20 protein-coding genes, 4 tRNA genes and 1 pseudogene are annotated in these 26,361 nt (G+C 59.3%); 9 read left to right on the top strand and 16 right to left on the bottom strand.

The window, feature by feature from the left end:
- Positions 1-83 precede the first annotated feature (83 nt).
- Complete coding sequence (locus tag ACI2KB_RS08465; protein ID WP_404633324.1) at positions 84-977, top strand: LysR family transcriptional regulator; 894 nt, start codon at positions 84-86, stop codon at positions 975-977.
- A 103-nt stretch (positions 978-1,080) separates the two neighbouring features.
- Here ACI2KB_RS08465 and ACI2KB_RS08460 read toward each other — a convergent pair whose 3' ends face one another.
- Both ACI2KB_RS08460 and ACI2KB_RS08455 read right to left on the bottom strand, forming a co-directional pair.
- Positions 1,081-1,533 (bottom strand): DoxX family protein, encoded by a 453-nt coding sequence (locus ACI2KB_RS08460; protein ID WP_404633322.1) that lies wholly within the window; start codon positions 1,531-1,533, stop codon positions 1,081-1,083.
- 99 nt (positions 1,534-1,632) lie between these two features.
- Positions 1,633-3,054, bottom strand: coding sequence for a transglycosylase SLT domain-containing protein (locus tag ACI2KB_RS08455; protein ID WP_404633320.1), 1,422 nt, complete (start codon positions 3,052-3,054; stop codon positions 1,633-1,635).
- Between the two features lie 186 nt (positions 3,055-3,240).
- Between ACI2KB_RS08455 and ACI2KB_RS08450 the strand changes: the two genes are divergently transcribed.
- The gene (locus tag ACI2KB_RS08450) at positions 3,241-4,044 is read left to right on the top strand and encodes a TatD family hydrolase (RefSeq protein ID WP_404633318.1); all 804 of its coding nucleotides are present in this window, start codon (positions 3,241-3,243) and stop codon (positions 4,042-4,044) included.
- A 9-nt stretch (positions 4,045-4,053) separates the two neighbouring features.
- Here the strand turns inward: ACI2KB_RS08450 and ACI2KB_RS08445 are convergent, their stop codons facing one another.
- The 5 genes from ACI2KB_RS08445 to leuC form a co-directional block, all read right to left on the bottom strand.
- Positions 4,054-5,007: a LysR family transcriptional regulator gene (locus ACI2KB_RS08445; protein WP_404633316.1), complete on the bottom strand. Its 954-nt coding sequence runs from the start codon at positions 5,005-5,007 to the stop codon at positions 4,054-4,056.
- Positions 5,008-5,235: 228 nt separating this feature from the next.
- The gene (gene asd, locus ACI2KB_RS08440) at positions 5,236-6,348 is read right to left on the bottom strand and encodes an aspartate-semialdehyde dehydrogenase (protein ID WP_404633314.1); all 1,113 of its coding nucleotides are present in this window, start codon (positions 6,346-6,348) and stop codon (positions 5,236-5,238) included.
- 100 nt (positions 6,349-6,448) lie between these two features.
- Positions 6,449-7,531 carry a 3-isopropylmalate dehydrogenase gene (gene leuB, locus ACI2KB_RS08435; protein ID WP_404633312.1) on the bottom strand — a complete coding sequence of 361 codons (1,083 nt, stop codon included), beginning with the start codon at positions 7,529-7,531 and terminating at the stop codon, positions 6,449-6,451.
- Positions 7,532-7,719: 188 nt separating this feature from the next.
- Positions 7,720-8,364: a 3-isopropylmalate dehydratase small subunit gene (gene leuD, locus ACI2KB_RS08430; RefSeq protein ID WP_404633310.1), complete on the bottom strand. Its 645-nt coding sequence runs from the start codon at positions 8,362-8,364 to the stop codon at positions 7,720-7,722.
- A gap of 10 nt (positions 8,365-8,374) precedes the next feature.
- Positions 8,375-9,799 (bottom strand): 3-isopropylmalate dehydratase large subunit, encoded by a 1,425-nt coding sequence (leuC, locus tag ACI2KB_RS08425; protein WP_404633308.1) that lies wholly within the window; start codon positions 9,797-9,799, stop codon positions 8,375-8,377.
- Positions 9,800-9,954: 155 nt separating this feature from the next.
- Between leuC and ACI2KB_RS08420 the strand changes: the two genes are divergently transcribed.
- A complete protein-coding gene (locus ACI2KB_RS08420) occupies positions 9,955-10,833 on the top strand; it encodes a LysR family transcriptional regulator (protein WP_404633306.1) in 879 nt (292 codons plus the stop codon).
- A 103-nt stretch (positions 10,834-10,936) separates the two neighbouring features.
- A pseudogene (locus tag ACI2KB_RS08415) lies at positions 10,937-13,027 on the top strand (EAL domain-containing protein); the annotation flags it as partial.
- A 215-nt stretch (positions 13,028-13,242) separates the two neighbouring features.
- On the opposite strand, the gene ACI2KB_RS08410 reads toward ACI2KB_RS08415, so the two are convergent.
- The 9 genes from ACI2KB_RS08410 to gltX all read right to left on the bottom strand — a co-directional run bounded on the left by ACI2KB_RS08410 (position 13,243) and on the right by gltX (position 18,345).
- Positions 13,243-13,686 (bottom strand): Hsp20 family protein, encoded by a 444-nt coding sequence (locus tag ACI2KB_RS08410; protein ID WP_404633304.1) that lies wholly within the window; start codon positions 13,684-13,686, stop codon positions 13,243-13,245.
- A gap of 115 nt (positions 13,687-13,801) precedes the next feature.
- Positions 13,802-14,761, bottom strand: a complete 960-nt coding sequence (locus ACI2KB_RS08405; RefSeq protein WP_404633302.1) for a tRNA dihydrouridine synthase — start codon at positions 14,759-14,761, stop codon at positions 13,802-13,804.
- A gap of 66 nt (positions 14,762-14,827) precedes the next feature.
- Positions 14,828-15,268: an acyl-CoA thioesterase gene (locus ACI2KB_RS08400; RefSeq protein WP_404633300.1), complete on the bottom strand. Its 441-nt coding sequence runs from the start codon at positions 15,266-15,268 to the stop codon at positions 14,828-14,830.
- Between the two features lie 82 nt (positions 15,269-15,350).
- A complete protein-coding gene (locus tag ACI2KB_RS08395; RefSeq protein ID WP_404633298.1) occupies positions 15,351-15,890 on the bottom strand; it encodes a TetR/AcrR family transcriptional regulator in 540 nt (179 codons plus the stop codon).
- A gap of 286 nt (positions 15,891-16,176) precedes the next feature.
- Positions 16,177-16,252, bottom strand: a tRNA-Glu gene (locus ACI2KB_RS08390).
- Between the two features lie 54 nt (positions 16,253-16,306).
- Positions 16,307-16,382, bottom strand: a tRNA-Ala gene (locus ACI2KB_RS08385).
- 50 nt (positions 16,383-16,432) lie between these two features.
- Positions 16,433-16,508 (bottom strand) — tRNA-Glu (locus ACI2KB_RS08380).
- Between the two features lie 86 nt (positions 16,509-16,594).
- Positions 16,595-16,670 (bottom strand) — tRNA-Ala (locus ACI2KB_RS08375).
- A gap of 193 nt (positions 16,671-16,863) precedes the next feature.
- The gene (gltX, locus tag ACI2KB_RS08370; protein ID WP_404633296.1) at positions 16,864-18,345 is read right to left on the bottom strand and encodes a glutamate--tRNA ligase; all 1,482 of its coding nucleotides are present in this window, start codon (positions 18,343-18,345) and stop codon (positions 16,864-16,866) included.
- Between the two features lie 193 nt (positions 18,346-18,538).
- On the opposite strand from gltX, the gene ACI2KB_RS08365 reads away from it, so the two are divergent.
- The 5 genes from ACI2KB_RS08365 (at position 18,539) to ACI2KB_RS08345 (ending at position 26,133) form a co-directional block, all read left to right on the top strand.
- Positions 18,539-19,594: an HlyD family secretion protein gene (locus ACI2KB_RS08365; protein WP_404633294.1), complete on the top strand. Its 1,056-nt coding sequence runs from the start codon at positions 18,539-18,541 to the stop codon at positions 19,592-19,594.
- A gap of 49 nt (positions 19,595-19,643) precedes the next feature.
- The gene (locus ACI2KB_RS08360) at positions 19,644-21,134 is read left to right on the top strand and encodes an MDR family MFS transporter (RefSeq protein ID WP_404633580.1); all 1,491 of its coding nucleotides are present in this window, start codon (positions 19,644-19,646) and stop codon (positions 21,132-21,134) included.
- Positions 21,135-21,298: 164 nt separating this feature from the next.
- The gene (locus ACI2KB_RS08355) at positions 21,299-25,624 is read left to right on the top strand and encodes an RHS repeat-associated core domain-containing protein (RefSeq protein WP_404633292.1); all 4,326 of its coding nucleotides are present in this window, start codon (positions 21,299-21,301) and stop codon (positions 25,622-25,624) included.
- Positions 25,625-25,632: 8 nt separating this feature from the next.
- Positions 25,633-26,019 (top strand): hypothetical protein, encoded by a 387-nt coding sequence (locus tag ACI2KB_RS08350; protein ID WP_404633290.1) that lies wholly within the window; start codon positions 25,633-25,635, stop codon positions 26,017-26,019.
- A gap of 21 nt (positions 26,020-26,040) precedes the next feature.
- Entirely contained in the window at positions 26,041-26,133 is a 93-nt protein-coding gene (locus ACI2KB_RS08345) for an HNH/endonuclease VII fold putative polymorphic toxin (protein ID WP_404633578.1), read from the top strand.
- The last annotated feature ends 228 nt before the right edge of the window (positions 26,134-26,361 follow it).

The raw sequence follows: 26,361 nt of genomic DNA, 5'->3' as shown, positions 1-26,361 counted from the left end.
CAGCCCTTGGGCCGGTAGCGGTCAAATCAGGCTATGATTTATCTCGTTTCAGCATTAATCCAGATCCCCACAGGCCACCCGACATGGCAATCAAAGACCTGCTCGCCCTCAAGCTCTACACCCGCGTTGCCCGCCTCGGCAGCTTTTCGGCCACCGCTCGGGAAAGCGGGCTGGCGCAATCTCAGGTGTCGCGAATGGTTGCCGAGTTAGAAGCGTCGTTAGGTGCGCGGCTGCTGTCGCGCACCACGCGCGCCGTGGTGCCAACCGAGGCGGGAATCGAGTTTTTAATGCGCATGGAGCCGATTCTCGCGGCAGTCGACGATGCCGAAAACAGCGTGCGCGAGAGCGGAGAACTGCGCGGTCTGTTACGCATCGGCATGCCGTCGACGATGGCGATCCGCGTGGTCATGCCGCGTCTGTCGGCGTTTACCGAGCGCCATCCGCAATTGCATCTGGAACTGCAACTGGAGGACCGCTGGCAGGACATGATCAAAGAAGCCGTGGACATCGGCATTCGCGTCGGTCATCTGCCGGATCTATCGGGCACGGCACGCCAGATCGGCACCATGCACCGGGTCATCGTCGCCTCCCCCGCTTATCTCGCTCGCCACGGCACGCCCACCAGCCCACATGACATCAAGGGCCATCGCATCGTCGGCGGCCCGGCGGGTGCGCAGGGTTCTTCTTGGCAATTTGAGCGTGAGGGCCAAATCAGCCGCGTCGACGTCCACCCGCAGATTTCCACCAACGACACCGCTGGCGCCCTGGCGGCAGCCACCGGCGGGCTGGGCATCACCTCGACCACGTCCTGGGCCTGCGCACTGGAACTGAGCAACGGCGCTCTGGTGCGTGTGCTACCCGATTGGAAAATGGCCGATCTGCCCGTACACGCCTACTTTCCACAGGGACGCAGCACCCGCATGGCTGCACGGGCGTTTGCCGACTTTCTGGCGCAGGCGTTGAGTGAAGGACCGTAGACGCCCTGATGTCCTGGCCGTGATGTCACGAACACGTTTGACTGGACGCAAAAAAATCCCGATCTCTTAACAAGACCGGGATTTTGGGGGAGGTTTGCGAGGGTTACTGACGAGCAATCAACCGATCCAGCGACACCCGACCAGCGCCTTCGAACAACACCGCGAATGCACCGGCCAGCAGGGCCAGACCGAATTCGTAGCCGTTGTTGGCCATGAACAGGCCGTTGTGGATGTGCACCGAGAGGATGGCCACCGCCAGCATCACGATCAGCACCACTGCCGCAGGGCGTACCAGTAAGCCAAGGAACAGGGCCAGGCCGCCGAAGAATTCCGCGCTGCCTGACAACAGTGCCATCAGGTAACCAGGGTTCAGGCCCAGGCTGGCCATGTACTGGCCAGTGCCTTCCAGGCCGTAGCCGCCGAACATGCCGAACAGTTTCTGGCTGCCGTGAGCCATGAAGATGATTCCGACGAGGATACGCAGGATGGCGATGCCGTAACCGGCGTTGGTGTTGAACAGACTGCTTTTAATCCGAGAGAGGATCTGAGTATTCATGGCGCTTATTCCGTTTGGTAAGAAGTAATGGCGCCATGATAATCGGATTAATAAATATGAAAATCGCAAAAAACGCGTCATATCGATCGAATTAATCGATCAGTCTCGTGAGGCCATTTTCCGTGACGAAGGGCTTTCCAGCGAGCTGCGTTCCTGGTCGTACGCCAGATAGTACTTGTTCACACTATTAACGTAGCTGACCACGTTCATCCCCACCTGCTTCATCGCCACACGCTCGACCTGGAAGAACCATTGGTTAGGGTTCAGACCCTGGCGTTTGGCTTCGGTGCGCATCGCCTGCACTCGCTCCGGCCCCAGGTTGTAGGCCGCAAGGGTAAACGCCATGCGCTCGCGCTCGTTGATTTTCGGGCTGGAGAAGAATTTGCGGCGGATCATCGCCAGGTATTTGCTGGCCGCCTGCACGTTGCCATCGACGTCATGGATATTGCCCACGCCCACACGTTGCGCGGCCGACGGGGTGATCTGCAGGAGGCCCGTGGCACCGCTGCCGCCTTTGGCACCGGGGTTGAGCTGGGACTCCTTGAAGGCCAGCGCAGCGAGGTCGAGCCAGTCCATTTTCTGCGCGTCAGCGTGGCGTTGCAGGGTCGGGCGCAATTTTTCCAGACGCTGGCGGTCGTCCCGCGCCAGTGGATAGTGAACCCGGTACAAGTCTTTGTAGGCCTTCTGGAATGCGACGTCCTGATTGCTCGGCGGCGTGTAGGTTTCCAGGAAACGGTCGACCGTGGCGTGAAGCATCACGGCATCCTTGCGCACGAACCAGTTCATGTCGCCATGCTCACTCAGCGCCACTGAACGGTCGACCCGAAGTTTGGGCAAGACCCGCGCCCAGCGCTCGGCGATCGGTTGCTCGACCACGGTCAGGTGATAGATCCCTGCCTGAACCATTTCCAGCACGTCCTCGACGGCCAGGCTGGGATCGACCCATTCGACTTTCACCGGCGGCAGTTTGCGCAACGCCAGCTTCTGGTTGAGCGCGACGATGGCATCGCTGGCCGCGCTGCCGTTGGTCAGCATCAGCGTGCGGCCAGAAAGCTGTTCGACCTTCTTGAAGCTACGCTCGCCACGCACCCCGACCACCACCAACGGCACGTGGCTGACGACCGGCTCAGTGGCGTCCACGTAACGGGCGGCGCTGGCATCCAGCAATTCGCCGGGAGCCACCAGGTCGCCCTCCCCACGCTGGAGTGCGGCGAGCAATTGGTCTTTGGCTTTGGGAATCAGCTTGAGGGAGACTTTCTGGCCATCACGGGCGTGGCCATTGAGGTAGGTTTCGAACGCCTGCAAGCGACGATACTCAACGCCAATCGCCTCACCTTGCACCTCGCCGGAACTGTTACGGCTCTGGTTGACCAACACGCGCAGCACCTTGCTGCTGCGGATGGCCGAGAGGTCGCGCACCTGGCTTTTCTTGATCACCACGGGTGGACCGGCAGGGCGCGCCGACGCATGGGCGGGCATCAGCGACAGGCACAGCAACGAGAACAGCGAGGCTCGGATCATTGACGCTCCGGGAAAAAGCCGAAAAAAGTGGCTTGAAGGCTGTGTCGGGCAGTCACTTGCGCCACAGGCGTTTGCCGTGGCTGGCAACATCACAGGGGTTATTCATTCCAGGCAGTTGAATCTGCTGGATTTTTTATCACTTCAATCGCTCTGGTATTCTTCTCGGCCTCCGGCCTGAGGTGAACCATGCAACTAATCGACATCGGCGTCAACTTGACCAACTCAAGCTTCGCCTCGAAAGAGCGCGAAGTCCTGGATCGTGCCTACGCCGCAGATGTGGCTCAACTGATCCTCACCGGCACCGACGTTCAGGGCAGCGAACAGGCGTGGCAACTGTGTCGCCAACTGGACGACAGCGGCCAGCGATTGTTCAGCACCGCGGGGGTACACCCCCATTCGGCGAGCGCTTGGACACTGGAAACCGAAAAAGAGTTGCAGGCTCTGTTGAAAGAAAAATCCGTGTGCGCCGTGGGCGAATGCGGGCTGGATTTCAACCGTGATTTCTCCCCTCGTCCGCAGCAGGAAAAAGTCCTCGAAGCCCACCTGGCACTGGCCGTCGCGCTGAAGATGCCGGTGTTTCTGCATGAGCGGGAAGCCGACGAGCGGCTGTTGGCGATCCTGCGAGATTACCGTGATCACCTGCCCGGTGCGGTGGTGCATTGTTTTACGGGGGAAAGGCGCGCCCTGTTCAACTACCTCGACATGGACCTGCACATCGGCATCACCGGCTGGATCTGCGACGAGCGCCGAGGCACGCATCTGCATCCGCTGGTCCGGGAGGTTCCGCGTGGGCGACTGATGCTGGAAAGCGACGCGCCGTACCTTCTGCCCCGCAGTCTGCGCCCCAAGCCGAAAAACGGCCGTAACGAGCCGGCCTATCTGCCGGAAGTCTTGCGGGAAGTGGCGCAGCATCGTGGCGAGACGCCCACCGATGTTGCGGCTCACACCACTGCCTGCGCCCGGGCGTTTTTTGGTTTGCCGGATCTGTAAGCCGTCGGCCTACGGGAACTGGGCCAGAATCCAGTCCCGCAGCCGACAGCACGCTTCGTCCTTCTCGCGATCTTCCCGAAACGTCAGGTAGTGCTGGCTCTCCGTCAGCACCATCGCTTCCGGCACCGGGCGCACCAGCCGCCCCTCCTCCACCAGCCGCTTGACCAGATGATTCCAGCCCAAGGCAACGCCTTGATGCGTCAGCACCATGCTGATGATCAGGTTGTAGTCATTGGCGTTGAGCATGTGCGGGCTGTCATGGGGCCGCTCGTCGAGGTCGATGTTGTGAAAGGCGAACCACACGCCCCAATCCACGTGTTCGGCAACTTGCGAACGGCCATAGGGGCTCAGGTTGAGCAGGCCGCCATCGCGCAGGCCTGTCAGGCAGGTCAATTCAGGATGTGCCGCCTGGTATTCCGGCGTGCAGACCGGGTAGATCACGTCATGGAACAGCGGATAACTGCGATAACCGTCCTGAATCTTCGCCATCTTGGTGATGAAGATGTCGGGCCGTACCCCCGGCTCCATCGACAGAAAATTCTGGGTGGTGATCAAGTTCAAATCGATGTCAGGGTTTTCGCTGAAGAAGGTCGGCAGCCTCGCTGACAGCCAGAGCGCTGAAAAGGCCGGCGAGCAGCACAGGGTCAACACCCGCTTCCCGGCGTTGTGGGTGCGGATGCGTTCGGCGGCCTGGGAAATGTTGACGAAGGACATCTGCGCCGCATCGAAAAAGATCGCTCCTGCCTCGGTCAACTCGACCGCCCTGCCCACGCGTTTGAACAGCTCGACCCCCAGATAGGTTTCAAGCTCCCGAACCTGACGGCTGATCGCCGCTTGCGTCACGCACAGGGCTTCGGCGGCGCGGGTGAAACTGAGGTATTTGGCCGCCGCGACAAAGGACTTTACGGCCTTGAGCGAAGGCATTTTCAGCAGTGTCAGGTCGGGATCGATGTGTTTGACCATAGCGAGAATCAGCGATTTCCGTTTCGAGAATGGGCGGGAGCGTAGCGTAACCCTGTAGGAGCGCGCTTGCCCGCGATAGCGTCAGCACATTCCACACATCAACGCCGCCCACAATATTGTCATCGCGGGCAAGCGCGCTCCCACAGGGGAGTGTCGGGGCGAAATTTGCATACATCATAAAAAAACCGCCCCGAAAGGCGGTTTTTCATGCAGTGCACAGGCGGTGAATCAACGCTCCAGCAGGATCCGCAGCATGCGACGCAGCGGCTCGGCGGCGCCCCACAGCAGTTGGTCACCCACGGTGAACGCGCCCAGGTACTGGGAACCCATGTTCAGCTTGCGCAGACGGCCCACCGGAATGTTCAGGGTGCCGGTCACGGAGGTCGGGCTCAGTTCCTGAATGCTCGCTTCACGGTTGTTCGGAACCAGCTTGACCCACGGGTTGTGCTGGCTGATCAGGCCTTCGATGTCCGCGATAGGCACGTCTTTGTTCAGCTTGATGGTCAGCGCCTGGCTGTGGCAACGCATGGCACCGATACGCACGCAGATACCGTCGACCGGAATCGGGCTCTTGAAGCGACCCAGGATCTTGTTGGTCTCGGCCTGGCCTTTCCACTCTTCACGGCTTTGACCGTTCGGCAGTTCCTTGTCGATCCACGGGATCAGGCTACCGGCCAGCGGCACGCCGAAGTTCTCGGTCGGGAAGCTGTCGCTGCGCATGGCTTCGGCCACTTTGCGGTCGATGTCCAGAATCGCGCTGGCCGGGTTGGCCAGATCGTCGGCAACGGTCGCGTTAATGGTGCCCATTTGCTTGATCAGTTCGCGCATGTTCTGCGCACCGGCGCCGGAAGCGGCCTGATAGGTCATGGCATTCATCCACTCCACCAGACCGGCTTCGAACAGACCGCCCAGGCCCATCAGCATCAGGCTGACGGTGCAGTTGCCGCCGATGAAGTTCTTGGTGCCGCTGTCCAGTTGCTGGTCGATGACCTTGCGGTTGACCGGGTCGAGCACGATCACCGCGCTGTCGTCCATGCGCAGCGACGACGCTGCGTCGATCCAGTAACCCTGCCAGCCCGCTTCACGCAGTTTCGGGAACACCTCGTTGGTGTAGTCGCCGCCCTGGCAGGTCAGCACCACGTCCAGGGTCTTGAGCTCGTCGATGCTGTAGGCATCTTTCAACGGCGCAATGTCCTTGCCCACCGACGGGCCTTGGCCGCCGACGTTGGAGGTGGTGAAAAAAACCGGCTCAATGAGATCGAAATCCTGCTCTTCCAGCATGCGCTGCATGAGCACGGAACCAACCATACCGCGCCAACCGACCAGACCTACACGTTTCATCGCAACTACACCTTAATTAAAAGTGGGACCACTGGTGTGAGGGGAGACGACGCATCCGCATGCCTTTTCGCCTCGACATTTCAGCAGTGGGCCCGAGATATTACAGATTGCGCAGCGCGGCGACTACGGCGTCGCCCATTTCCTGCGTACCGACTTTGGCATTACCTTCGGACCAGATGTCACCGGTGCGCAGGCCTTGATCCAGCACCAGACTCACGGCCTTCTCGATGGCATCGGCCGCTACGTGCTGATTGAAGCTGTAACGCAGCATCATCGAGACCGACAGGATGGTCGCCAGCGGGTTGGCGATGCCTTTGCCTGCGATGTCCGGCGCCGAACCGTGGCAAGGCTCATACATGCCCTTGTTGTTCGAATCCAGCGACGCCGACGGCAGCATGCCGATGGAACCGGTGAGCATCGAGGCTTCGTCGGAGAGGATGTCGCCGAACATGTTGTCGGTGACCATCACGTCGAACTGCTTCGGTGCGCGGACCAGTTGCATGGCCGCGTTGTCGACGTACATGTGGCTCAGTTCGACGTCCGGGTAATCCTTGGCCACTTGCTCGACCACTTCACGCCACAGTTGGCTGGACGCCAGTACGTTGGCCTTGTCCACCGAGCACAGTTTCTTGCCGCGTACGCGCGCCATGTCGAAGCCGACGCGGGCGATGCGGCGGATTTCGCTTTCGCTGTACGGCAGGGTGTCATAGGACTGACGCTCGCCGTTTTCCAGCTCGCGGGTACCGCGCGGTGCGCCGAAGTAGATACCGCCGGTCAGCTCGCGAACGATCAGGATGTCCAGACCGGCCACGATTTCAGGCTTGAGGCTCGACGCATCGGCCAGTTGCGGGTAGAGGATCGCCGGACGCAGGTTGGCGAACAGGCCCAGTTGCGAACGGATTTTCAGCAGACCGCGCTCAGGACGAATATCACGTTCGATGGTGTCCCATTTCGGGCCGCCCACTGCGCCCAGCAACACGGCGTCAGCTGCGCGGGCACGGTCAAGGGTTTCGTCAGCCAGCGGCACGCCGTGCTTGTCGATGGCAGCGCCGCCGATCACGTCGTGGCTCAATTCGAACCCCAGCTGATACTTCTCGTTGGCCAGCTCCAGCACCTTGACCGCTTCGGCCATGATTTCCGGACCAATGCCATCACCTGGGAGAATCAGAATCTGCTTGCTCATAACGTCCTCTTATCAATATGTGCATCGGCGCTACAGGAGCGCCGATTGAAAAAGCCTGTGTTGCCCCTGTGGGAGCCGGCTTGCTGGCGAAAGCGCAGTGTCAGACACAGATGTGTTGAATGGCACACTGCTTTCGCCAGCAAGCCGGCTCCCACAGGTTTTGCGTTAACTCAACTGCGGTCCATCAATCAAACGTCGCGAAACAGCCAAGGCTGCGCCGCGCGGTGCTTGCTTTCGAACGCAGCAATCGCATCACCATCCACCAGGGTCAGGCCGATATCGTCCAGGCCGTTGAGCAAGCAGTGCTTGCGGAACGCGTCGACCTCAAAGCGGTACACCTTGCCATCTTCGCCGGTCACGGTCTGTGCCTGCAGGTCAATCTTCAACTGGTAGCCTTCTTTGGCTTCAACCGCTTTGAACAGCTCGTCGACTTCATCTTCAGTCAGAATGATCGGCAGCAAGCCGTTCTTGAAGCTGTTGTTGAAGAAGATGTCAGCGTAGCTCGGCGCGATGATGCTGCGGAAGCCGTATTCTTCCAGCGCCCATGGCGCGTGCTCGCGGCTCGAACCGCAGCCGAAGTTCTCGCGGGCCAGCAATACGCTGGCGCCCTTATAACGCGCATGGTTGAGCACGAATTCGGTGTTCAATGGGCGCTTGGAGTTGTCCTGATACGGTTGACCCACGTCCAGGTAACGCCATTCGTCGAACAGGTTCGGACCGAAACCGGTGCGACGGATCGACTTCAGGAATTGCTTCGGAATGATCTGGTCAGTGTCGACGTTGGCACGATCCAGCGGAGCGACCAAACCTGTGTGTTGAGTAAACGGCTTCATGCTCGGCTCCTTATTGCTGGCTCATGGTACGAACGTCGACGAAACGGCCATTGACCGCCGCTGCCGCCGCCATCGCCGGGCTCACCAGGTGAGTACGGCCACCCGCACCCTGACGGCCTTCGAAGTTACGGTTGGAAGTGGACGCGCAATGCTCGCCACTTTCCAGGCGGTCCGGGTTCATCGCCAGACACATGGAGCAGCCTGGTTCACGCCACTCGAAACCAGCCTCGATGAAGACTTTGTCCAGACCTTCCTTCTCCGCTTGCGCCTTCACCAGACCCGAGCCCGGCACAACGATCGCCTGCTTGATGGTCGACGCCACTTTGCGGCCCTTGGCAATTTCAGCAGCCGCGCGCAGGTCTTCGATCCGCGAGTTGGTGCAGGAACCGATGAACACGCGATCCAGCTGAATGTCGGTGATCGCCTGATTGGCTTTCAAGCCCATGTACTTCAGGGCACGCTCGATGGAGCCACGCTTGACCAGATCGGCTTCCTGCGCCGGATCCGGAACATTCTGATCCACCGCCAACACCATTTCCGGCGAGGTGCCCCAGCTCACTTGCGGCTTGATCTGAGCCGCGTCCAGCTCGACCACGGTGTCGAACACCGCGTCTGCGTCAGACACCAGGTCTTTCCAGGCTTCAACCGCTGCATCCCACTGCTCGGCCGTCGGTGCGAAAGGACGCCCTTTGACGTAGGCAATGGTTTTTTCATCAGTGGCCACCAGACCGACGCGCGCGCCCGCCTCGATGGACATGTTGCAGATGGTCATGCGGCCTTCGACCGACAGGTCGCGAATCGCGCTGCCTGCGAACTCGATGGCGTGACCGTTACCGCCAGCGGTGCCGATCTTGCCGATGATGGCCAGAACGATGTCCTTGGCCGTAACACCGAACGGCAGCTTGCCTTCGACCTTCACCAGCATGTTCTTCATTTTCTTGGCGACCAGGCACTGGGTGGCGAGCACGTGTTCGACCTCGGAGGTGCCGATACCGTGAGCCAGCGCGCCGAATGCGCCGTGGGTCGAGGTGTGGGAGTCGCCGCAGACCACGGTCATGCCGGGCAAGGTCGCGCCCTGTTCCGGGCCGATTACGTGAACGATGCCCTGACGCGGGTCGTTCATCTTGAATTCGGTGATGCCGTACTCGTCGCAGTTGTCGTCCAGGGTCTGAACCTGCAAACGAGACACCTGGTCAGCGATGGCCTCGATGCCGCCCTTGCGCTCAGGGGTCGTCGGTACGTTGTGGTCCGGGGTCGCGACGTTGGCGTCGATGCGCCAAGGCTTGCGACCGGCCAGACGCAGGCCTTCGAACGCTTGCGGCGAAGTCACTTCGTGGATGATGTGACGGTCGATGTAGATCAGCGCCGAACCATCGTCGCGCTGCTTGACCAAATGCGAATCCCAGAGCTTGTCGTAGAGCGTTTTGCCGGCCATCAGACGGTTTCCTCATCAGCTTGTTTCTATGCCCCGGGCATCGACATCACGACGACATCGTAAAACCCCTTGGCTTGTAGGGGAGATGCTATGAAATATGCTTAAATAACTCAAATTCATATTTTTCATGCTTTGGATAACCAACAGGAATTCGAATGGATCTGGCCAACCTCAATGCCTTCATTGCCATCGCCGAGACGGGCAGCTTCTCGGCGGCGGGCGAACACCTGCACCTGACGCAGCCCGCCATCAGCAAACGCATTGCCGGTCTGGAGCAGCAGCTCAATGTGCGCCTGTTCGACCGTTTGGGCCGTGAGGTCAGCCTGACCGAAGCCGGGCGCGCCCTGCTGCCCCGCGCCTATCAGATCCTCAACGTGCTGGACGACACACGCCGGGCGCTGACCAACCTGACGGGGGAAGTGACCGGGCGACTGAGCCTTGCCACCAGCCACCACATTGGCCTGCATCGCCTGCCTTCCTTATTAAGAGCCTTCACCCGCACCTACCCGGACGTAGCGCTGGACATCGAATTTCTCGACTCGGAAGTCGCCTACGAGGAAATCCTCCACGGCCGTGCCGAACTGGCCGTGATCACCCTCGCCCCCGAGCCGCATTCGTTGATCAAGGCCGTGCCGGTCTGGGACGACCCACTGGACTTCGTCGCCGCCCCCGAACACCCGCTGGCCAACACGCCCAACGTCAGCCTGGCCGACATTGCGGGGTATCCGGCGGTATTTCCCGGCGGCAACACGTTCACTCACCACATTGTCAGCGGATTGTGCGAGGCCCAAGGGCTTAAACCGAACATCGCCATGAGCACCAACTACATGGAGACGATCAAGATGATGGTGTCTATCGGCCTGGCATGGAGTGTGCTGCCTCGCACCATGCTCGATGAGCAAGTGGCGCGCATTCCGCTGCCCGGCATACAGCTACGTCGCCAGCTAGGCTACATTGTTCACACGGAACGCACGCTCTCGAACGCTGCTCGGGCTTTCATGGCGTTGCTCGACGCTCAGGCGACCGAGGCCTGAGTGGTGACGCTCACTGATCGACATACTGGCTTTTTCTGACAAGGCTCGTGATCACATGCCCACAATCGCTGACAGCCCGCTGTACCCTCTGACCGGCCTGGCGTTGACAGCGAAGGAGTCGGAGCGGCATTTCGCGACCCTGTTCAACCTGAGCCCCAATGTGGTGCTGCTGACGCGATTCGAAGACGGCTTGATCTGCAACGTCAATCGCCATTTCGAAGCCACCTTCGGCTGGTCGATGGCCGACTGCGCGGGCCGGACCACAATGGAAATAGGGCTTTGGATCAATCCGCAGCAACGCCAGACAGCACTGGACCGGACCTTTGCTTCCGATGAGCCCGCCAGCCTGGAGAGCCAATGGTGCGGGCGTGACGGGTGCGCTCACGACGGCACCCTCTACACCCAGAAAATAGAACTCAGTGACGGGCTGTATCTGCTCAGCACGTTTATCGACAACACCGAACACAAGCGCGCTCAGCGTGCGTTGCAAGCCAGCGAGGAAAAATTCGCCCGCGCGTTTCACTCCAGCCCCGACGCCATCATCATTACCGAAAAGGCGACCGGCAAATACATCGAGGTCAACGACGGCTTTTCCCGGCTGTCCGGCTACAGCGCCAGCGATGTCATCGGCAGCACGGTGTTCGAATTCGTGATCATGGCGGATATTTCCCAGCGTGATCGCCTGATCCAGGAAGTCCAGGAGCATGGTCGGGTGCGCAACCGGGAGTTGTTGGGCCGCAACAAGAACGGCGATCTGATCACCGTCGACGTGTCCATCGACCCACTGACACTCAACGACACGGCGTGCTTGCTGATCACCGCCCGGGACATTAGCCAGTTGAAGAACGCCCAGGCGCAGATTCAGCACCTGGCCTATCATGACTCGTTGACCAATCTGCCCAATCGCGCGTTGCTGATGGACCGCCTCAGCCAACAGATCGCGCTACTCAAGCGCCATGACCTGCGCGGCGCGCTGCTGTTTCTCGATCTGGATCACTTCAAACACATTAATGATTCCCTCGGCCATCCAGTGGGGGACAGCGTGCTGAAAATCATCACCGCCCGCCTGGAGGCCAGTGTGCGACTGGAAGACACTGTTGCGCGGCTGGGCGGTGACGAGTTCGTGGTGCTGATCAGCGGGCTGGAAGGCACCCGGGAGGACGTCATCGAACAGGTTCGAGGCCTGGCCGACACCCTGCGCGAGTTGCTGTCCGAACCGATGTTTCTCGACGGCCATCGTCTGCAAGTCACGCCCAGTATCGGGGTCGCGTTGATTCCCGACCATGGCGCCACGCCCGCCGACTTGCTCAAACGCGCCGACATCGCGTTGTATCGAGCCAAGGACTCAGGGCGCAACGCCACGCAAATATTCCACGGCGCCATGCAGAAAGCCGCCAGCGAGCGGCTGCGAATGGAGAGCGATCTGCGCCAGGCGCTAGGCCGGGGCGAGTTCAGCCTCAATTACCAGCCTCAGGTAGACACCTGGGGTAACCGCATCGTGGGCGCCGAAGCATTGCTGCGCTGGCAACACCCCAGCCTGGGTAGCCTGCCGCCCACTCAGTTCATCCAGGTCATGGAAGAAAGCGGCATGGTGCAGGAAATTGGCAACTGGATTCTCGAAGAAGCCTGCAAAAGCGGCAGCGAGCTGTTACGCAAGGGCCTGATCGACAGTCAGGATTTCAGCCTGTGCGTGAACATCAGCCCCCGGCAGTTCCGCCAGGCCGATTTCGTCGAGCGGGTGGAGCGCTGCCTGCGAACCTATCAGGTCCCCACTCACATGCTCAAACTGGAAATCACCGAAGGGATCGTCATCAAGAACCTGGCAGACACCATTGCCAAGATGCTGGAACTCAAGCAATTGGGCGTGGGTTTTGCGATGGATGATTTCGGCACCGGCTATTCGTCGCTGACTTACCTCAAACGCCTGCCGGTGAGCGCGTTGAAGATCGACCAATCCTTCGTACGCGACGCGACCAGCGACCCCAACGACGCCGAGATCGTGCGCGCCATTGTCGCCATGGCCGCCAGCCTCAACCTGGAGATCATCGCTGAAGGGGTGGAAAAACAGGAGCAACTGGATTTTCTCGCGCAACTGGATTGCCATTTTTATCAGGGCTTTCTATTCAGCGAGCCGTTGACGATTGAAGGGTTTGAGGCGTTGCTGCGGGCGCGAATGTCCCAGACAACGTCGTAATCCGTCGAGGTTCTGCTTGCTAGTGCAATACATTGCGGGAGTCGGCTTGCGGCGGGCGGCGTTCCGACGAATGAGGTGTGCCATTCAACACATCTGTGTTTGAAACTGCGCTTTCGCCAGCAAGCCGGCTCCCACATAAGTTCGCACCGCAACGTAAAGCGTTGCACACAAAAAAAGGCGCTCCTGAGGAGCGCCTTCTTTTTACTGGCTATCGATCAATGCGCCAGGGTTTTCTGACCGTTGATCTGAATGCGTTTTGGCTTGGCCTCTTCCGGCACCAGACGCAGCAGGTCGATGTTCAGCAAACCATTGACCAGCGCAGCATTCTGCACTTCAATGTGATCCGCCAGACGGAACGACAGTTTGAACGCGCGCTGAGCGATGCCCTGATGCAAGAAGGTGACGCCTTCTGCGTCCTTGTCGCGCTTGCTGCCCGTCACGGTGAGCACACCTTTCTCGACCTGCAATTCCAGGTCTTCTTCCTGGAAGCCCGCCGCCGCGATGACGATGCGATATTGGTCGTCCGCGTGTTTTTCGACGTTGTAGGGAGGGTAAGTGCTGGCCGATTCGTTACGGGCCGCCGATTCGAACAAGTCGTTGAAACGGTCGAAGCCTACGGAAGAACGAAACAGTGGAGCCAGAGAAAATGCGGTAGTCATGTGAATCTCCTGATTAATCAGCAAGTGTTTGTCGCCGCGACCCGACTTCGGCATCGCGTAACCCATAGATAGGTTCAGTCACTTCTGTTTCAAGAGTCGCTATGAAATTTTTTTCTCAGGCGGCTTCCGGCGCCATCACACCCAACATCTGACTGATGCGCTCACAATCGGTCTCGCGACGCAACGAATCGAACAGCACCGTGGCTTCAGGGTAGCTCTTGGTCAGCAGCACCACCCACTGCTTCAACCGCCCCGGTGCCTGCACGCGCGTCATCTTGGCCATGGCCTGCAGCCAGAACTCGCGCAGCAACGGCTGAAGCTCTTGCCAGGTCATTTCAAAAACCTCACGCCCCGCCTCGGCCGCAGCGATCTGCCGCCCCAGATCCGGACGCGCCACCAGGCCGCGACCGATCATGATGTCCCGGGCGCCACAGATTTCGCGGCAACGGCGCCAATCCTCCACAGTCCAGATCTCGCCATTGGCGATGATCGGGATCTTCACCACATCCTGAATCTTGCCGATCCACTCCCAGTGCGCGGGTGGTTTATAGCCGTCGACCTTGGTTCGCGCATGCACCACGATGTGCTCGGCGCCGCCCGCCTCCAGCGCCCTCGCGCAATCCAGTGCCGGTTCAGTGCTGTCGTAGCCCAGGCGCATCTTGGCGGTGACCGGAATATGCCCAGGCACAGCGCGGCGCACGTGGCTGAGGATCGAGTGAAGCAGCTCAGGCTCCTTCAGCAGTACCGCCCCACCCCGGGATTTGTTGACGGTTTTGGCCGGGCAGCCGAAGTTCAGGTCGATGACCGGCGCTCCCAACTCGGCCGCAAACGCCGCATTTTCCGCCAGACACACGGGATCAGAACCCAGCAACTGCACGCGCAACGGCACGCCGGCCCGCGTCTTCGAGCCATTGAGCAGCTCGGAAGCGAACTTGTGGAAGTAGTGCTCAGGCAACAGACGCTCAGTCACCCGGATGAATTCGGTCACGCACCAGTCGATGCCGCCAACTTGAGTCAGCACATCGCGCAAGATGTCATCGACCAAGCCCTCCATCGGGGCCAGAGCAATTTGCATGGGTCACACTCGGAAAAAAGTCCGGCAGTTTACGCAGTGGCGCCGCGATTGGGAATCTGCCGCGTGTCAGGAAACAGCCTGCCGTAGCGCAGGCGCGTAACCTTCAATGAACTCGGTCGGCATGCGTTTGGGCTTGCCACTGGACAGCTCGATACAGACGAACGTGGTTTGTGCACGCAACAGCGTCACCCCGTCGCTCGGGCGCCTGAGCTGGAAACGCCGGGTCATTTTGATCTTCTGGTCCCAGTCGACAATCCAGGTGGCCAGTTGCAGGTCATCGTCTTGGTAAGCGCTGGCCAGGTAGTCAATCTCATGCCGCACCACGGCCATGGCCCGGTCCAGACGGCGGTACTCGGTCAGATCCAGCCCCAGTTGCTGGGAATGGCGCCAGGCGCAGCGCTCCAGCCAGGTGACGTAGACCGCGTTGTTGGCGTGCCCCAATCCATCGATATCGTCTTCACCTACCTGTAGGTCGATGACGAATGGCGTTGCCAGATCCCAGACCATGCTCGTTCCTGCCCTCATGAATGCGTTCGCAGGCAGTGTAACCAAAAGCGTCGTCAGCAGGTTTCGATCTGTCGCGAACACCTCACTGCATGGCCGACTTGGCAGCTCGCAACACGCGATCGGACAGTTCGTTAGGACCCAGAGCGCGGGCAAGGGCCAGTCCGCCAAGCATCAGCGCGATGTCGGCCAGGGTTTTGTCGGTTTCTTCGGGGCTGGCCGCCAGTTGCGCGACCATCAGCTCGATGTGTTCGGACAGCGCATCACGAAAGTCGTCGGACAGCCGCGCCATTTCACCAATGGCCGTTGGCAGCGGACAGGCGTGCTCTTCTGCATCGCGGTGTTTGCGTGAGAGGTAAAACGCGGCCAACAAGGCGCGGCGCTCGTCACCCGGCAATTGGTCGTCGATTTTCGCAACCATTGCGCGGCGCTCGCTGAGCAACTGATTGAACGCCTCCAGCATCAGCGCTTCCTTGCTGTCGAAATGCGCGTAGAAACCGCCGACGGTCAACCCTGCTGCGCCCATGATCTCGTTGACGCTGGGCTCCACCGGGCCACGCGCGATCAACGCCATGCTCGCTGCGTTGAGAATGCGTTCGCGGGTCTGTGCTTTTTTGTCGTTCATGTCCGCCTCCGGGATGATGGCGATAATATTATCTGCATCATCAGGGATGGCAAGGGCGCCATGCTCAACGGCCCAAGGCTGGAAACTGTGGGAGCGAATTTATTCGCGAAGGCGGAGTGTCAGGCGACATTGATGCTGTGAGGGCTAACGTCTTCGCGAATAAATTCGCTCCTACACGTTCGGCATCGGCTGATCAGAAGATCGGGGAAAGAGAAATAAAATCCCAGAAAAACAAAAGGGCCATTCAATAATCGAATGACCCTTGGTCTCGCAGAGCGAGAAATCGTGGCGTCCCCTAGGGGACTCGAACCCCTGTTACCGCCGTGAAAGGGCGGTGTCCTAGGCCACTAGACGAAGGGGACGCAAAACCTTCAGTCGGGTTCGTTATAAATTGCCTTACGAACCCTGGCAAAAATTGGTGGAGCTAAGCGGGATCGAACCGCTGACCTCCTGCATGCCATGCAGGCGCTCTCCCAGCTGAGCTATAGCCCCAGATTTACGCCTCTCGGCGGAGATCAACCTTGCGATCGCTCTCGATAAAGTGGCGTCCCCTAGGGGACTCGAACCCCTGTTACCGCCGTGAAAGGGCGGTGTCCTAGGCCACTAGACGAAGGGGACGTAACCCTTGCGTACCTGATCGGTGCTGGCTCCGATTTTCGGTACAAACTTCAAGGCAGTGTAGCCAACCTTGAAGCTTCTAAAATTGGTGGAGCTAAGCGGGATCGAACCGCTGACCTCCTGCATGCCATGCAGGCGCTCTCCCAGCTGAGCTATAGCCCCACATTACACTTTCACATCACACTGCGTTGCCGCCGTGTTTCTGTGTTGCCGTGTGGACGGGGCGCATATTAAGTGCGACCCGGGTAGCTGTCAAACTTTTTTTAAACATATTTCAAAAGAATTTTCCGGGATAACAATCACTTACCGCCCTCCCCTGATTCTGCCTGCGCAAAATCAGGGGCTTGCCGGTCACTCAGCCAATCGCGCCGAGCAGCTTTTCCCATTCTTTATTTTCTTTCTTCGAGACACCGCCCAGCAGGTCCAGCGCCTGACGCAAACGATAGCGCGTCAGATCCGGGCCAAGGATCTCCATGGCGTCGGTCACCGAAACCGAGTTGGCCTGCCCGGTGATCGCGGCAAACATCAACGGCATCGCATCACGCAGTTTGAGTTGCAGATGCTCGACCACCGCCTGAATGCAGCCGGTAATGGTGTCTTTCTCCCACTGACGCAGGGATTCCAGTTTCCACAAAATCAGCTGCATCACCTGACGCACCTGTTCCGGCGAAAGCTTCTTGTGCTCGAACAGCTTCACGTCCGGATTCACGCCACCCGCGAAGAAGAAGCCGCCCAACGGCGCGACCTGACTGAACGTCTCGACGCGGCCCTGCACGTGGGGCGCGATCTTCATCATGTAGTCGCTGTTGAACGCCCACTTTTGCACCCGCGCGGCGAACTCTTCCACCGGCAGCTCACGCAGCCACTGGCCGTTGAGCCAGGACAGTTTCTCAATGTCGAAGATCGGACCGCCCAGGGAAACGCGATTAAGGTCGAAGTTGTCGACCATTTCCTGCAAGGAGAACTTCTCGCGCTCATCCGGCATCGACCAGCCCATACGCCCCAGGTAGTTGAGCATTGCTTCAGGCATGAAGCCCATGCGCTCGTAGAACGTGACCGACGTGGGGTTCTTGCGCTTGGACAGCTTGCTCTTGTCCGGGTTACGCAGCAGCGGCATGTAGCACAGCGCCGGCTTTTCCCAGCCAAAGTATTCGTAGAGCAGAATCAGTTTCGGTGCTGACGGCAGCCATTCTTCGCCACGCAGCACGTGGGTGATGCCCATCAGGTGGTCATCGACGACGTTGGCCAGGAAGTAGGTCGGCAGGCCGTCGGTCTTCATCAGCACCTGCATGTCCATGCGGTCCCACGGGATTTCGACGTCGCCACGCAGGATGTCCGGCACCACGCACACGCCTTCGCTCGGCACTTTCATGCGGATCACATGGGGCTCACCGGCAGCCAGACGGCGCTCGACTTCTTCTTTGGAAAGCAACAGCGCGCGGCCGTCGTAGCGTGGGGTTTCGCCACGGGCCATCTGCTCGGCGCGCATCTGATCCAGTTCTTCGGCGGTGCAGAAGCACGGGAATGCATGGCCGGCATCGACCAGTTGCTGGGTGTACTTCTTATAAATGTCGCCACGCTCGCTTTGACGATACGGGCCATGCGGGCCGCCGACGTCCGGGCCTTCGCTCCATTCGATACCGAGCCAGCGCAGCGCATCGAAAATCTGTTGTTCGGACTCACGGGTCGAACGCAACTGATCGGTGTCTTCAATGCGCAGGATGAATTCGCCACCATGCTGCTTGGCAAAGCAATAGTTGAAGAGCGCGATGTAAGCCGTGCCAACGTGGGGGTCACCAGTAGGCGATGGCGCGATGCGGGTACGAACGGTGGTCATGAAGAATTCCGAATAGGTCGAACAAGCGGCGAATCTTAGCAGGCGTAACCCTCGCGGCTCCAGCACAGAGGACAGTTTGGCGATCGACGAATGAATACCCGAATATCATTTCTGGTCATTATTGCAACGCTGGCTAGTTGCCAGACTTTATTTGCTGCTAGATTCAGAACCATTCCAATAAACAAGAACGACCATGCCCGCCCAACTCAAACGCCGCCTGTTCATCTTTCTTTTGGTGGTCCTGCTGATCGCCCTCGCCTTCTTCGCCCAGTGGTACCTGAAAGGACGCTTTTACGAAACCACCGACAATGCCTACGTTCAGGGTGAAATTACCCGGGTGTCCAGCCAGCTCGGCGCGCGGATCAGTGAGGTGCTGGTGCAGGACAACCAGCACGTCGAGAAAGGCCAATTGCTGGTAAAGCTGGAACCCGATGACTTCCGCCTGGCCATCGATCGCGCCCAGGCCACGCTGGCAACGCGGGAGGCCGAGCGGACGCAGGCACAAAGCAAGTTGACGCAACAGTCGAGCCTGATCGCCGCCAGCGATGCACAGGTGCAGGCCAATCAGGCCACCCTAGGTCGTACGCAACTGGACTTGGCGCGCCTGCAAAAACTGCGCAAACCGGGCTTCGTCTCAGAAGAACAGGTCACCACCATGACCGCCGACAGCCATGTGGCACGTTCTCAAGTGGCCAAGGCACAGGCTGATGCGCAAGGCCAGCGCCAGCAAGTGAATGCCCTGACCGCCGACATCAAGCGTCTCGACGCACAGATCGCCACTGCCCGCGCCGATCTGGCCCAGGCCGAGTTGAATATGCAGCGCACCGAAATCCACGCGCCGATCAGCGGACTGATCGGCCAGCGCGCCGCGCGCAATGGCCAGTTCGTGCAGGCCGGAGCGTACCTGCTGTCAGTGGTACCCGACGAAGACATCTGGGTGCAAGCCAACTTCAAGGAAACCCAGATAGAGCACATGGAGATCGGCCAATCCGCCGAGCTGACGTTCGACAGCTTCCCCAGCACGCCGATTCAAGGCCGCGTCAACAGCCTGTTCGCCGCGTCCGGCGCGCAGTTCAGCTTGCTGCCTCCGGACAATGCCACGGGTAACTTCACCAAAGTCGTACAGCGTATTCCGGTGAAACTGACGTTCGCGCCGGACAACCCCTTGCAGGGCAAGATTCGTCCAGGGATGTCGGTCACCGTGTCAGTCAACGTCAAACCTGCGAACGACGCCGCAAGTGGCCGGTGATGAACTGATCCGCCCGGTCGGCGAGCCGACCCGGCGTGACTGGATTGCGGTGATGAGTGTGATGCTCGGCGCCTTCATGGCAGTGCTCGACATTCAGATCACCAACTCCTCGCTCAAGGACATTCAGGGCGCGTTGTCAGCCACGCTGGAGGAAGGCTCGTGGATTTCCACGTCCTACCTGGTGGCGGAAATCATCATGATCCCGCTCACCGCCTGGCTGGTGCAATTGCTCTCGGCGCGGCGACTGGCGGTGTGGGTATCCCTGGGTTTTCTGGTCTCATCTCTGCTCTGTTCCATGGCCTGGAGCCTGGAAAGCATGATCGTATTCCGCGCCATGCAGGGTTTTACCGGCGGCGCGCTGATCCCCTTGGCGTTCACCCTGACGTTGATCAAGCTGCCCGAACACCACCGCGCCAAGGGCATGGCGCTGTTTGCCATGACCGCGACCTTCGCGCCGTCCATCGGCCCGACCTTGGGCGGCTGGCTGACGGAAAATTTCGGCTGGGAATACATTTTCTACATCAACGTCCCGCCGGGGCTGCTGATGATCGCCGGGCTGATGTACGGCCTGGAGAAGAAGGCGCCGCACTGGGAATTGCTGAAAAGTACTGACTATGCAGGCATCGTCACCCTCGGCGTGGGCTTGGGCTGCCTCCAGGTGTTTCTGGAAGAAGGCCACCGCAAAGACTGGCTGGAATCGGGCCTGATCGTCACGCTGGGCAGTATCGCCTTGTTCAGCCTGATCACCTTCGTGATCATTCAGTTCTCCAAACCCAAGCCGCTGATCAATCTGGGCATCCTCGTCAACCGTAACTTTGGCCTATCGAGCATCTCCAGCGTGGGCATGGGCGTGGGGCTGTATGGCTCGGTGTATTTGCTGCCGCTGTATCTGGCGCAAATTCAGGGTTACAACGCCCAGCAGATCGGCGAGGTGATCATGTGGATGGGGATTCCGCAGCTGTTCCTGATTCCGCTGGTGCCGCAACTGATGAAAATCATCTCGCCCAAAGTACTGTGCGCCCTGGGTTTTGGCTTGTTTGGACTGGCCAGCTTTTTGTCAGGGGTGCTGAATCCGGATTTCGCGGGGCCGCAGTTCAACCACATCCAGATTGTGCGGGCGCTGGGCCAGCCATTGATCATGGTGACCATCTCGCTGATCGCCACCGCTTATATACAGCCGCAGGACGCGGGCTCGGCGTCGAGCCTCTTCAACATTCTGCGCAACCTCGGCGGCGCCATCGGCATCGCCCTGCTTGCGACCTTACTGGATGCGCGGACCAAGACCTATTTCGACTACCTGCGCGAATCCATCTCCCCGGCCAACCCGCAAGTCGCCGAGCGCATGGCACAACTGACAGAGCGTTTGGGCAACGAGACCGCCGCGCTGGGCAAGCTCAGTGAGATCGCCCATCAACAGGCGGCGATCATGGCCTATAACGACGCATTCCATTTCGTCGGACTGGCGTTGGGGATCAGCATGCTGGCGGTGGTGCTGACCAAGAAACTGCCGAGCGGAATCAAGGGCGGCGCGGCTCACTGACAGCTCTTTTTATCAGGCCTTTCCTTGGCATCAGTAGGAGTGTTTGCGGCATTGTCGTAGTCCTTTTCTGAAAATCCCGTCCCTCCTGCTTTTTGTGTTTCAGCGCTCAGACAGGCGCGTTTCAAGCCCTTACATTCCGCGCCTTTCTCAGCGCGGATCAGGGAATGTCTGACGCCCAAGGGGCCGCTCGCCAAGGCGATGCCCTCACTCACAACTCGCTACTGGCCGACATCTTTGGCGGCGTTCTGGAAATCGCTGTCGGCGTTGCCATTGGCGCGGCCGTGGGCGCAGCAGTGGTCGGTGCGACCAGCCTGACCGTCGCCACCGGAGGGCTGGCAGCCTGCCTCATTGGTGCTGCGGTTAACGTCGCCGTCGGCGTGGGCATGAACGCCCTGGGTGCTGACGAGGGCATCAGTACCTTCTGCGACAATCTCGCCAAAGACCTCTTCCCGCCCAGCGTCTGTGCCTACATCAGCAGCGGTTCGCCGAACGTTTTCATCAACGGCAAACCTGCGGCGCGGGCGGCAGGCTGCACCTCCTACGATACCGTGGACTTGCCCGACGATCAGGCCCCTGAAGGCACCTTTCTCGATATCGCCAAGGGCTTTTTCTCCGAGCTGTGGCAACCCACCCTCGCCTCCCCCGCGCCCGGCGCATCACCACGAGCGCAGGATCAGATCACTTGCGAACGCCATCTGCCGATGCCGGTTCAGTACCTCGCCGAAGGCTCAAGCACTGTCTTCATCAACGGCCAACCGGCGGTGCGCAGCGGGGACCGCAGCACCTGCGGCGCGACGGTGTCCTCGGCGCACGTATCGCCCAACGTGCGCATCGGCGGGGGCAATCTGGTGGTGCGCAGCATTCGCAGTGGCAAGACGCCGGGTGTAGGGCTGGCGGTCAATGCACTGATGATGTTGAGGGGCGGGCCGCGCAGGTTCGTCAGCAACCTGCCGTGCATGCTGCTGGGGGGCGTGAATGCCTATGCCGTGAGTCAGGTTTCAGGGGCACTCGGGCGGGCGATTTCAGGCGCGCCGCACCCTGTACATGCGGCCACTGGGGCCAAGGTGCTGGGCAGCGTCGAAGACCTGGACTTTTCCCTGCCCGGCGTCATGCCACTGGCCTGGCAGCGCTTTTACAACAGCCGGGATGAGCGACGGGACGGCCTGTTTGGCGCGGGCTGGAGTGTGACGTTCGAAGTCTGTGTTCACGTTGAAGAAGAGCGGCTGATCTACGTCGACGAACAGGCCCGTCGTATCGACATGGGTCAGATCGGCGCGGGCGAAGCGGTGTTCAGTGCTGGCGAAGGGTTGGTGGTGCGACGGCATGACGATGGCCGGGTACTGATCGAGAGCGAGGACGGGCTGTATCGGTATTTTGAACCTGCTTCCGTCAGTCATTCGATGCTGCGTCTGGTGCAGCTCGGTGATCGCAACGACAACCGCATCGATCTGGCCTATGACGCGCAGGGTCGGTTGAGTGAGCTGCGCGATTCGCTGAATGTTCAGCACTTGCGATTGGGGTACTCGGCGCAGTGGCCGCGGCGGGTTGCGTCCATCGAACGGCTCTACGACGACACGCAGTACCGACCTGAAGCGCTGGTTTATTACAGCTATGACGCGTCCGGGGATCTGATTGAAGTTCGCAATGCGTCGAACAACCTCTTGCGCCGTTTCGCCTACGACAGCGGCCAGCGAATGGTCGAGCATCAGTTACCGACCGGGCTGCGCTGTTTTTATGACTGGGATGTGATCAAGGATCGGGAATGGCGAGTGGTGCGCCATTACACCGATGACGGTGCCGAGTACCGGTTCGAGTACGACCTTGAGGCCGGTCGCACAGTAGTCACCGACGGGCTGGGGCGGCGCAGCGTTCGGCACTGGAATGTGCAGCACCAGATCACCTCGATTACCGATGCGCTGGGGCTGAGCTGGCAATTCGACTGGAACGATGAGCGTCAGTTGCTCGGGGCGACCAACCCGCAAGGCGGCCAGTGGCGCTACACCTACGATGCCGCAGGTAATCTTGCCTCCACTGAAGACCCGCTAGGCCGCCATGAACTAACCCAATGGCTGGAACACTGGGCCCTGCCTCGCGTGGAAACCGACGCGGCAGGCAACAACTGGCACTACCGCTATGACGCTCGCGGGAATTGCACTCATGTGCGCGATCCTTTGGGGCATGTGACGCAGTATCGCTACAACGCCTTGGGCCAGGTTGTCGAAATCCTCGACTCCAGCGGCAAGACCCGTAAGAACACCTGGAACGCCTTCGGCCAGTTGAGCGGGCACATCGACTGCTCGGGCCATCGGACCGAAATTTGCCACGATCCGCGTGGCCACCTGGTGAGCACCACCGATGCCCTGAGCAACGAGACCCGATACATACATGATCTGTATGGCCGTCTGGAAACGCTCAAGACGCCGGATGAGCGCTTGTTTGAGTACCGGTACGATGCCAGCGGACGGCTGATCAGCCAGACCGATCCGACCGGGGCCACCACACGGCTTGAATACGATGCCCGTGGTCAGCTTCGCCAGCGCACCGATGAACTTCGCCGCACGGTGCAATATCGCTACGACGCTTACGGGCGGCTAGACACCCTGACCAACGAGAACGGCGAACACTACCGGTTTGCCTGGGACGCCGGAGATCGGCTGATCGTGCAGCAGGATCTGGACGGCAGCCAGCGACACTTCCGTTATGACGGCCTGGGCAATCCGCTGCGGGTCGAGCAGCGTCCGGCAGCCGTGGGAAATAACGATCCAGTCGACGAGCCGATCATTCACGATCTGAAGCGTGATGCGGTGGGGAGGCTGATCGCCAAGACCACGACCGATGGTCGTACCGAATACACCTACGACCTGCTGGATCAACTGACCGGCATCTCCTTCGCTCCACTTGAAGGCGAACAGCAGCACATTGCGTTTCGTTATGACGCCTTGGGCCAGTTACTCAGCGAACAGAACGCCTACGGCCTTTTGCAACACACCTACGACGAGCTGGGCAACCGGACCCAGACCCGTCTGCCCGATGGCCGCACCCTCAACCGGCTGTACTACGGCAGTGGCCACCTGCACCAGATCAACCTTGACGGCCAGGTCATCAGTGACTTCGAGCGTGATCCCCTGCACCGCGAAGTGCTGCGGGTTCAGGGTCAGATCAGAACCTGCACCCGTTATGACGCCGCAGGCCGCTTGCATCTGCGTATCCCACGCGTCGAAGGGGTACACCCCGACGCCTGGGCCGTTTACGACAAACAGTACGACTACGACCCTGCCGACAACCTCATCTGCCGCTGGACCAGCAAGCAGTCACGCGACCGGCGCACTGATTTGCACTACGACGCCACTGCGCGCCTGATCGTCAGCGACGACGACGCCCTGAAGACGCCCGAGGTCTTCGCCTACGACGCCGCTGCCAACCTGATCGACGGCCGTCAGCAAAACGCCGAACAGGTCCGACACAACCGGATCCAGCGCTATCAGGACAAACGCTATCGCTACGACGGCTTTGGTCGGCTGATCGAAAAACAGAGCATTCGACACGGCACCCAGCGTTTTGAATATGACGCCGAAAGCCGCCTGATCGCCGTGCATCAATACGGTGGCATCACTATTCGAATGGTTTACGACCCACTGGGCCGACGCATCGGCAAAACCGAACATAACGCTCACGGTCTCAAGCGCAACGAAACCCGCTTTGCCTGGGAAGGCCTGCGGCTGCTCAGCGAAGAACGCCACGGCACTCAATGCCTGCACATCTACGCCGACGACAGCCACGAACCCCACGCCCGTATCGACAGCAGAGGCGAGCACCAGGAAGTCCTCTACTTTCACAACCAGCCCAACGGCCTGCCCGAAGAACTGACCACCGCCAGCGGTCATTTCGTCTGGATGACCCACTATCGGACCTGGGGCAACACCCATCAGGAAGAACGCAGCCCCTACCACGCCGAACAGAACCTGCGCTTTCAAGGCCAATACCTTGATCGCGAAACCGGACTGCACTACAACACCTTCAGGTTCTACGACCCGGATGTCGGCAGGTTCACCACGCCTGATCCGATCGGGTTGGCGGGTGGTCTGAACCTGTATGCCTACGCGCCGAATCCGGTGGGGTGGGTGGATCCGTGGGGGTGGAGCTGCTCCCCAAACAAGAAGACGTCTTATCAGGGGCAAAGTCGAAGAGATGCGTTTAGGCAAGCCAAGCGAGATGCAGGGATTCCGATGAGCCAACATCCGGCCGCTCTTACTAGACCAAAACTACTGGATGAGAATAAAAACCCCATTATCGCCAATGGAAAAATTGTAGAGACTAGACAGTATCAGTTCGTCAACAAAAGAGAGAAACCTATCTTCATCCAAGAACATAGCATAGGCCATAAAAAAGCCACACCCACACACGGCGCAGAAGCTCATTTCAACGTGAGACCTGATGACAATGTAGACACTGGTTACGTGGTGGGAACCCACGGCCACTATAACTTTTAGAGCACAAATTGAACATCATAGACCTCATCGATAATAATTTATTCCTGAAAAAGCTATACCCGAACGGGCTATCGGAACAGGTATTTATTGGGCAGTTCGGGCTTGATGTCGAGGGGCGTTTCTACCTAAATATCCACACAAGACAAAGCCCGCAATTCAAAATAGAAAAATGGGGAGAACAAGGTAGAGACTACGACGTTATCGTCATCAAACTAATAGGAACATACTTAACCGAATTTTCAACAAAAAACTGGTTTAACGTTTCTTATGCACCCCTTCACGCCTCATCCAACAGCAACACAATTAGCCTAGCCTCAACAGAGGCAAACTGGGAATTTCATGCAACATTCAAGAGCTTAAGCTTCCAGTCGTGCAGCACCTACTGCGAACTGTAGAACAGTGCCCCAAACAGGCTCATACATGAGGCTGGCCCAAATTTCAACGTACGTTCTGGTGACAAGCTGAGATCGGGTGCGGCAGATGGAACCCATGGACATTACAATTTTTGAGGCTTTATGAATTTACTGGACTGTGCATTGAACAATACTTTTCTAAAAAAAACTTCCCAACGGGTATTACGGGAAAAATGTACATAGCGCATCTAGGGCTCTACCCAGACGCTGATTTTAGTCTCCACATCCACACAAAACAAAAGCCCGCGATAGAAATTCCCAAATGGGGCATATGGCAACCAAATTACGACACCATCGAAATCGATTTAACCGGAACTCAAATTG

It is taken from the genome of Pseudomonas sp. NPDC088444, assembly GCF_044900175.1.
Lineage (GTDB): Bacteria > Pseudomonadota > Gammaproteobacteria > Pseudomonadales > Pseudomonadaceae > Aquipseudomonas.
The sequence above is the reverse complement of the archived record's forward strand: the minus strand, read 5'-3'. Positions and strand labels throughout refer to the sequence as shown.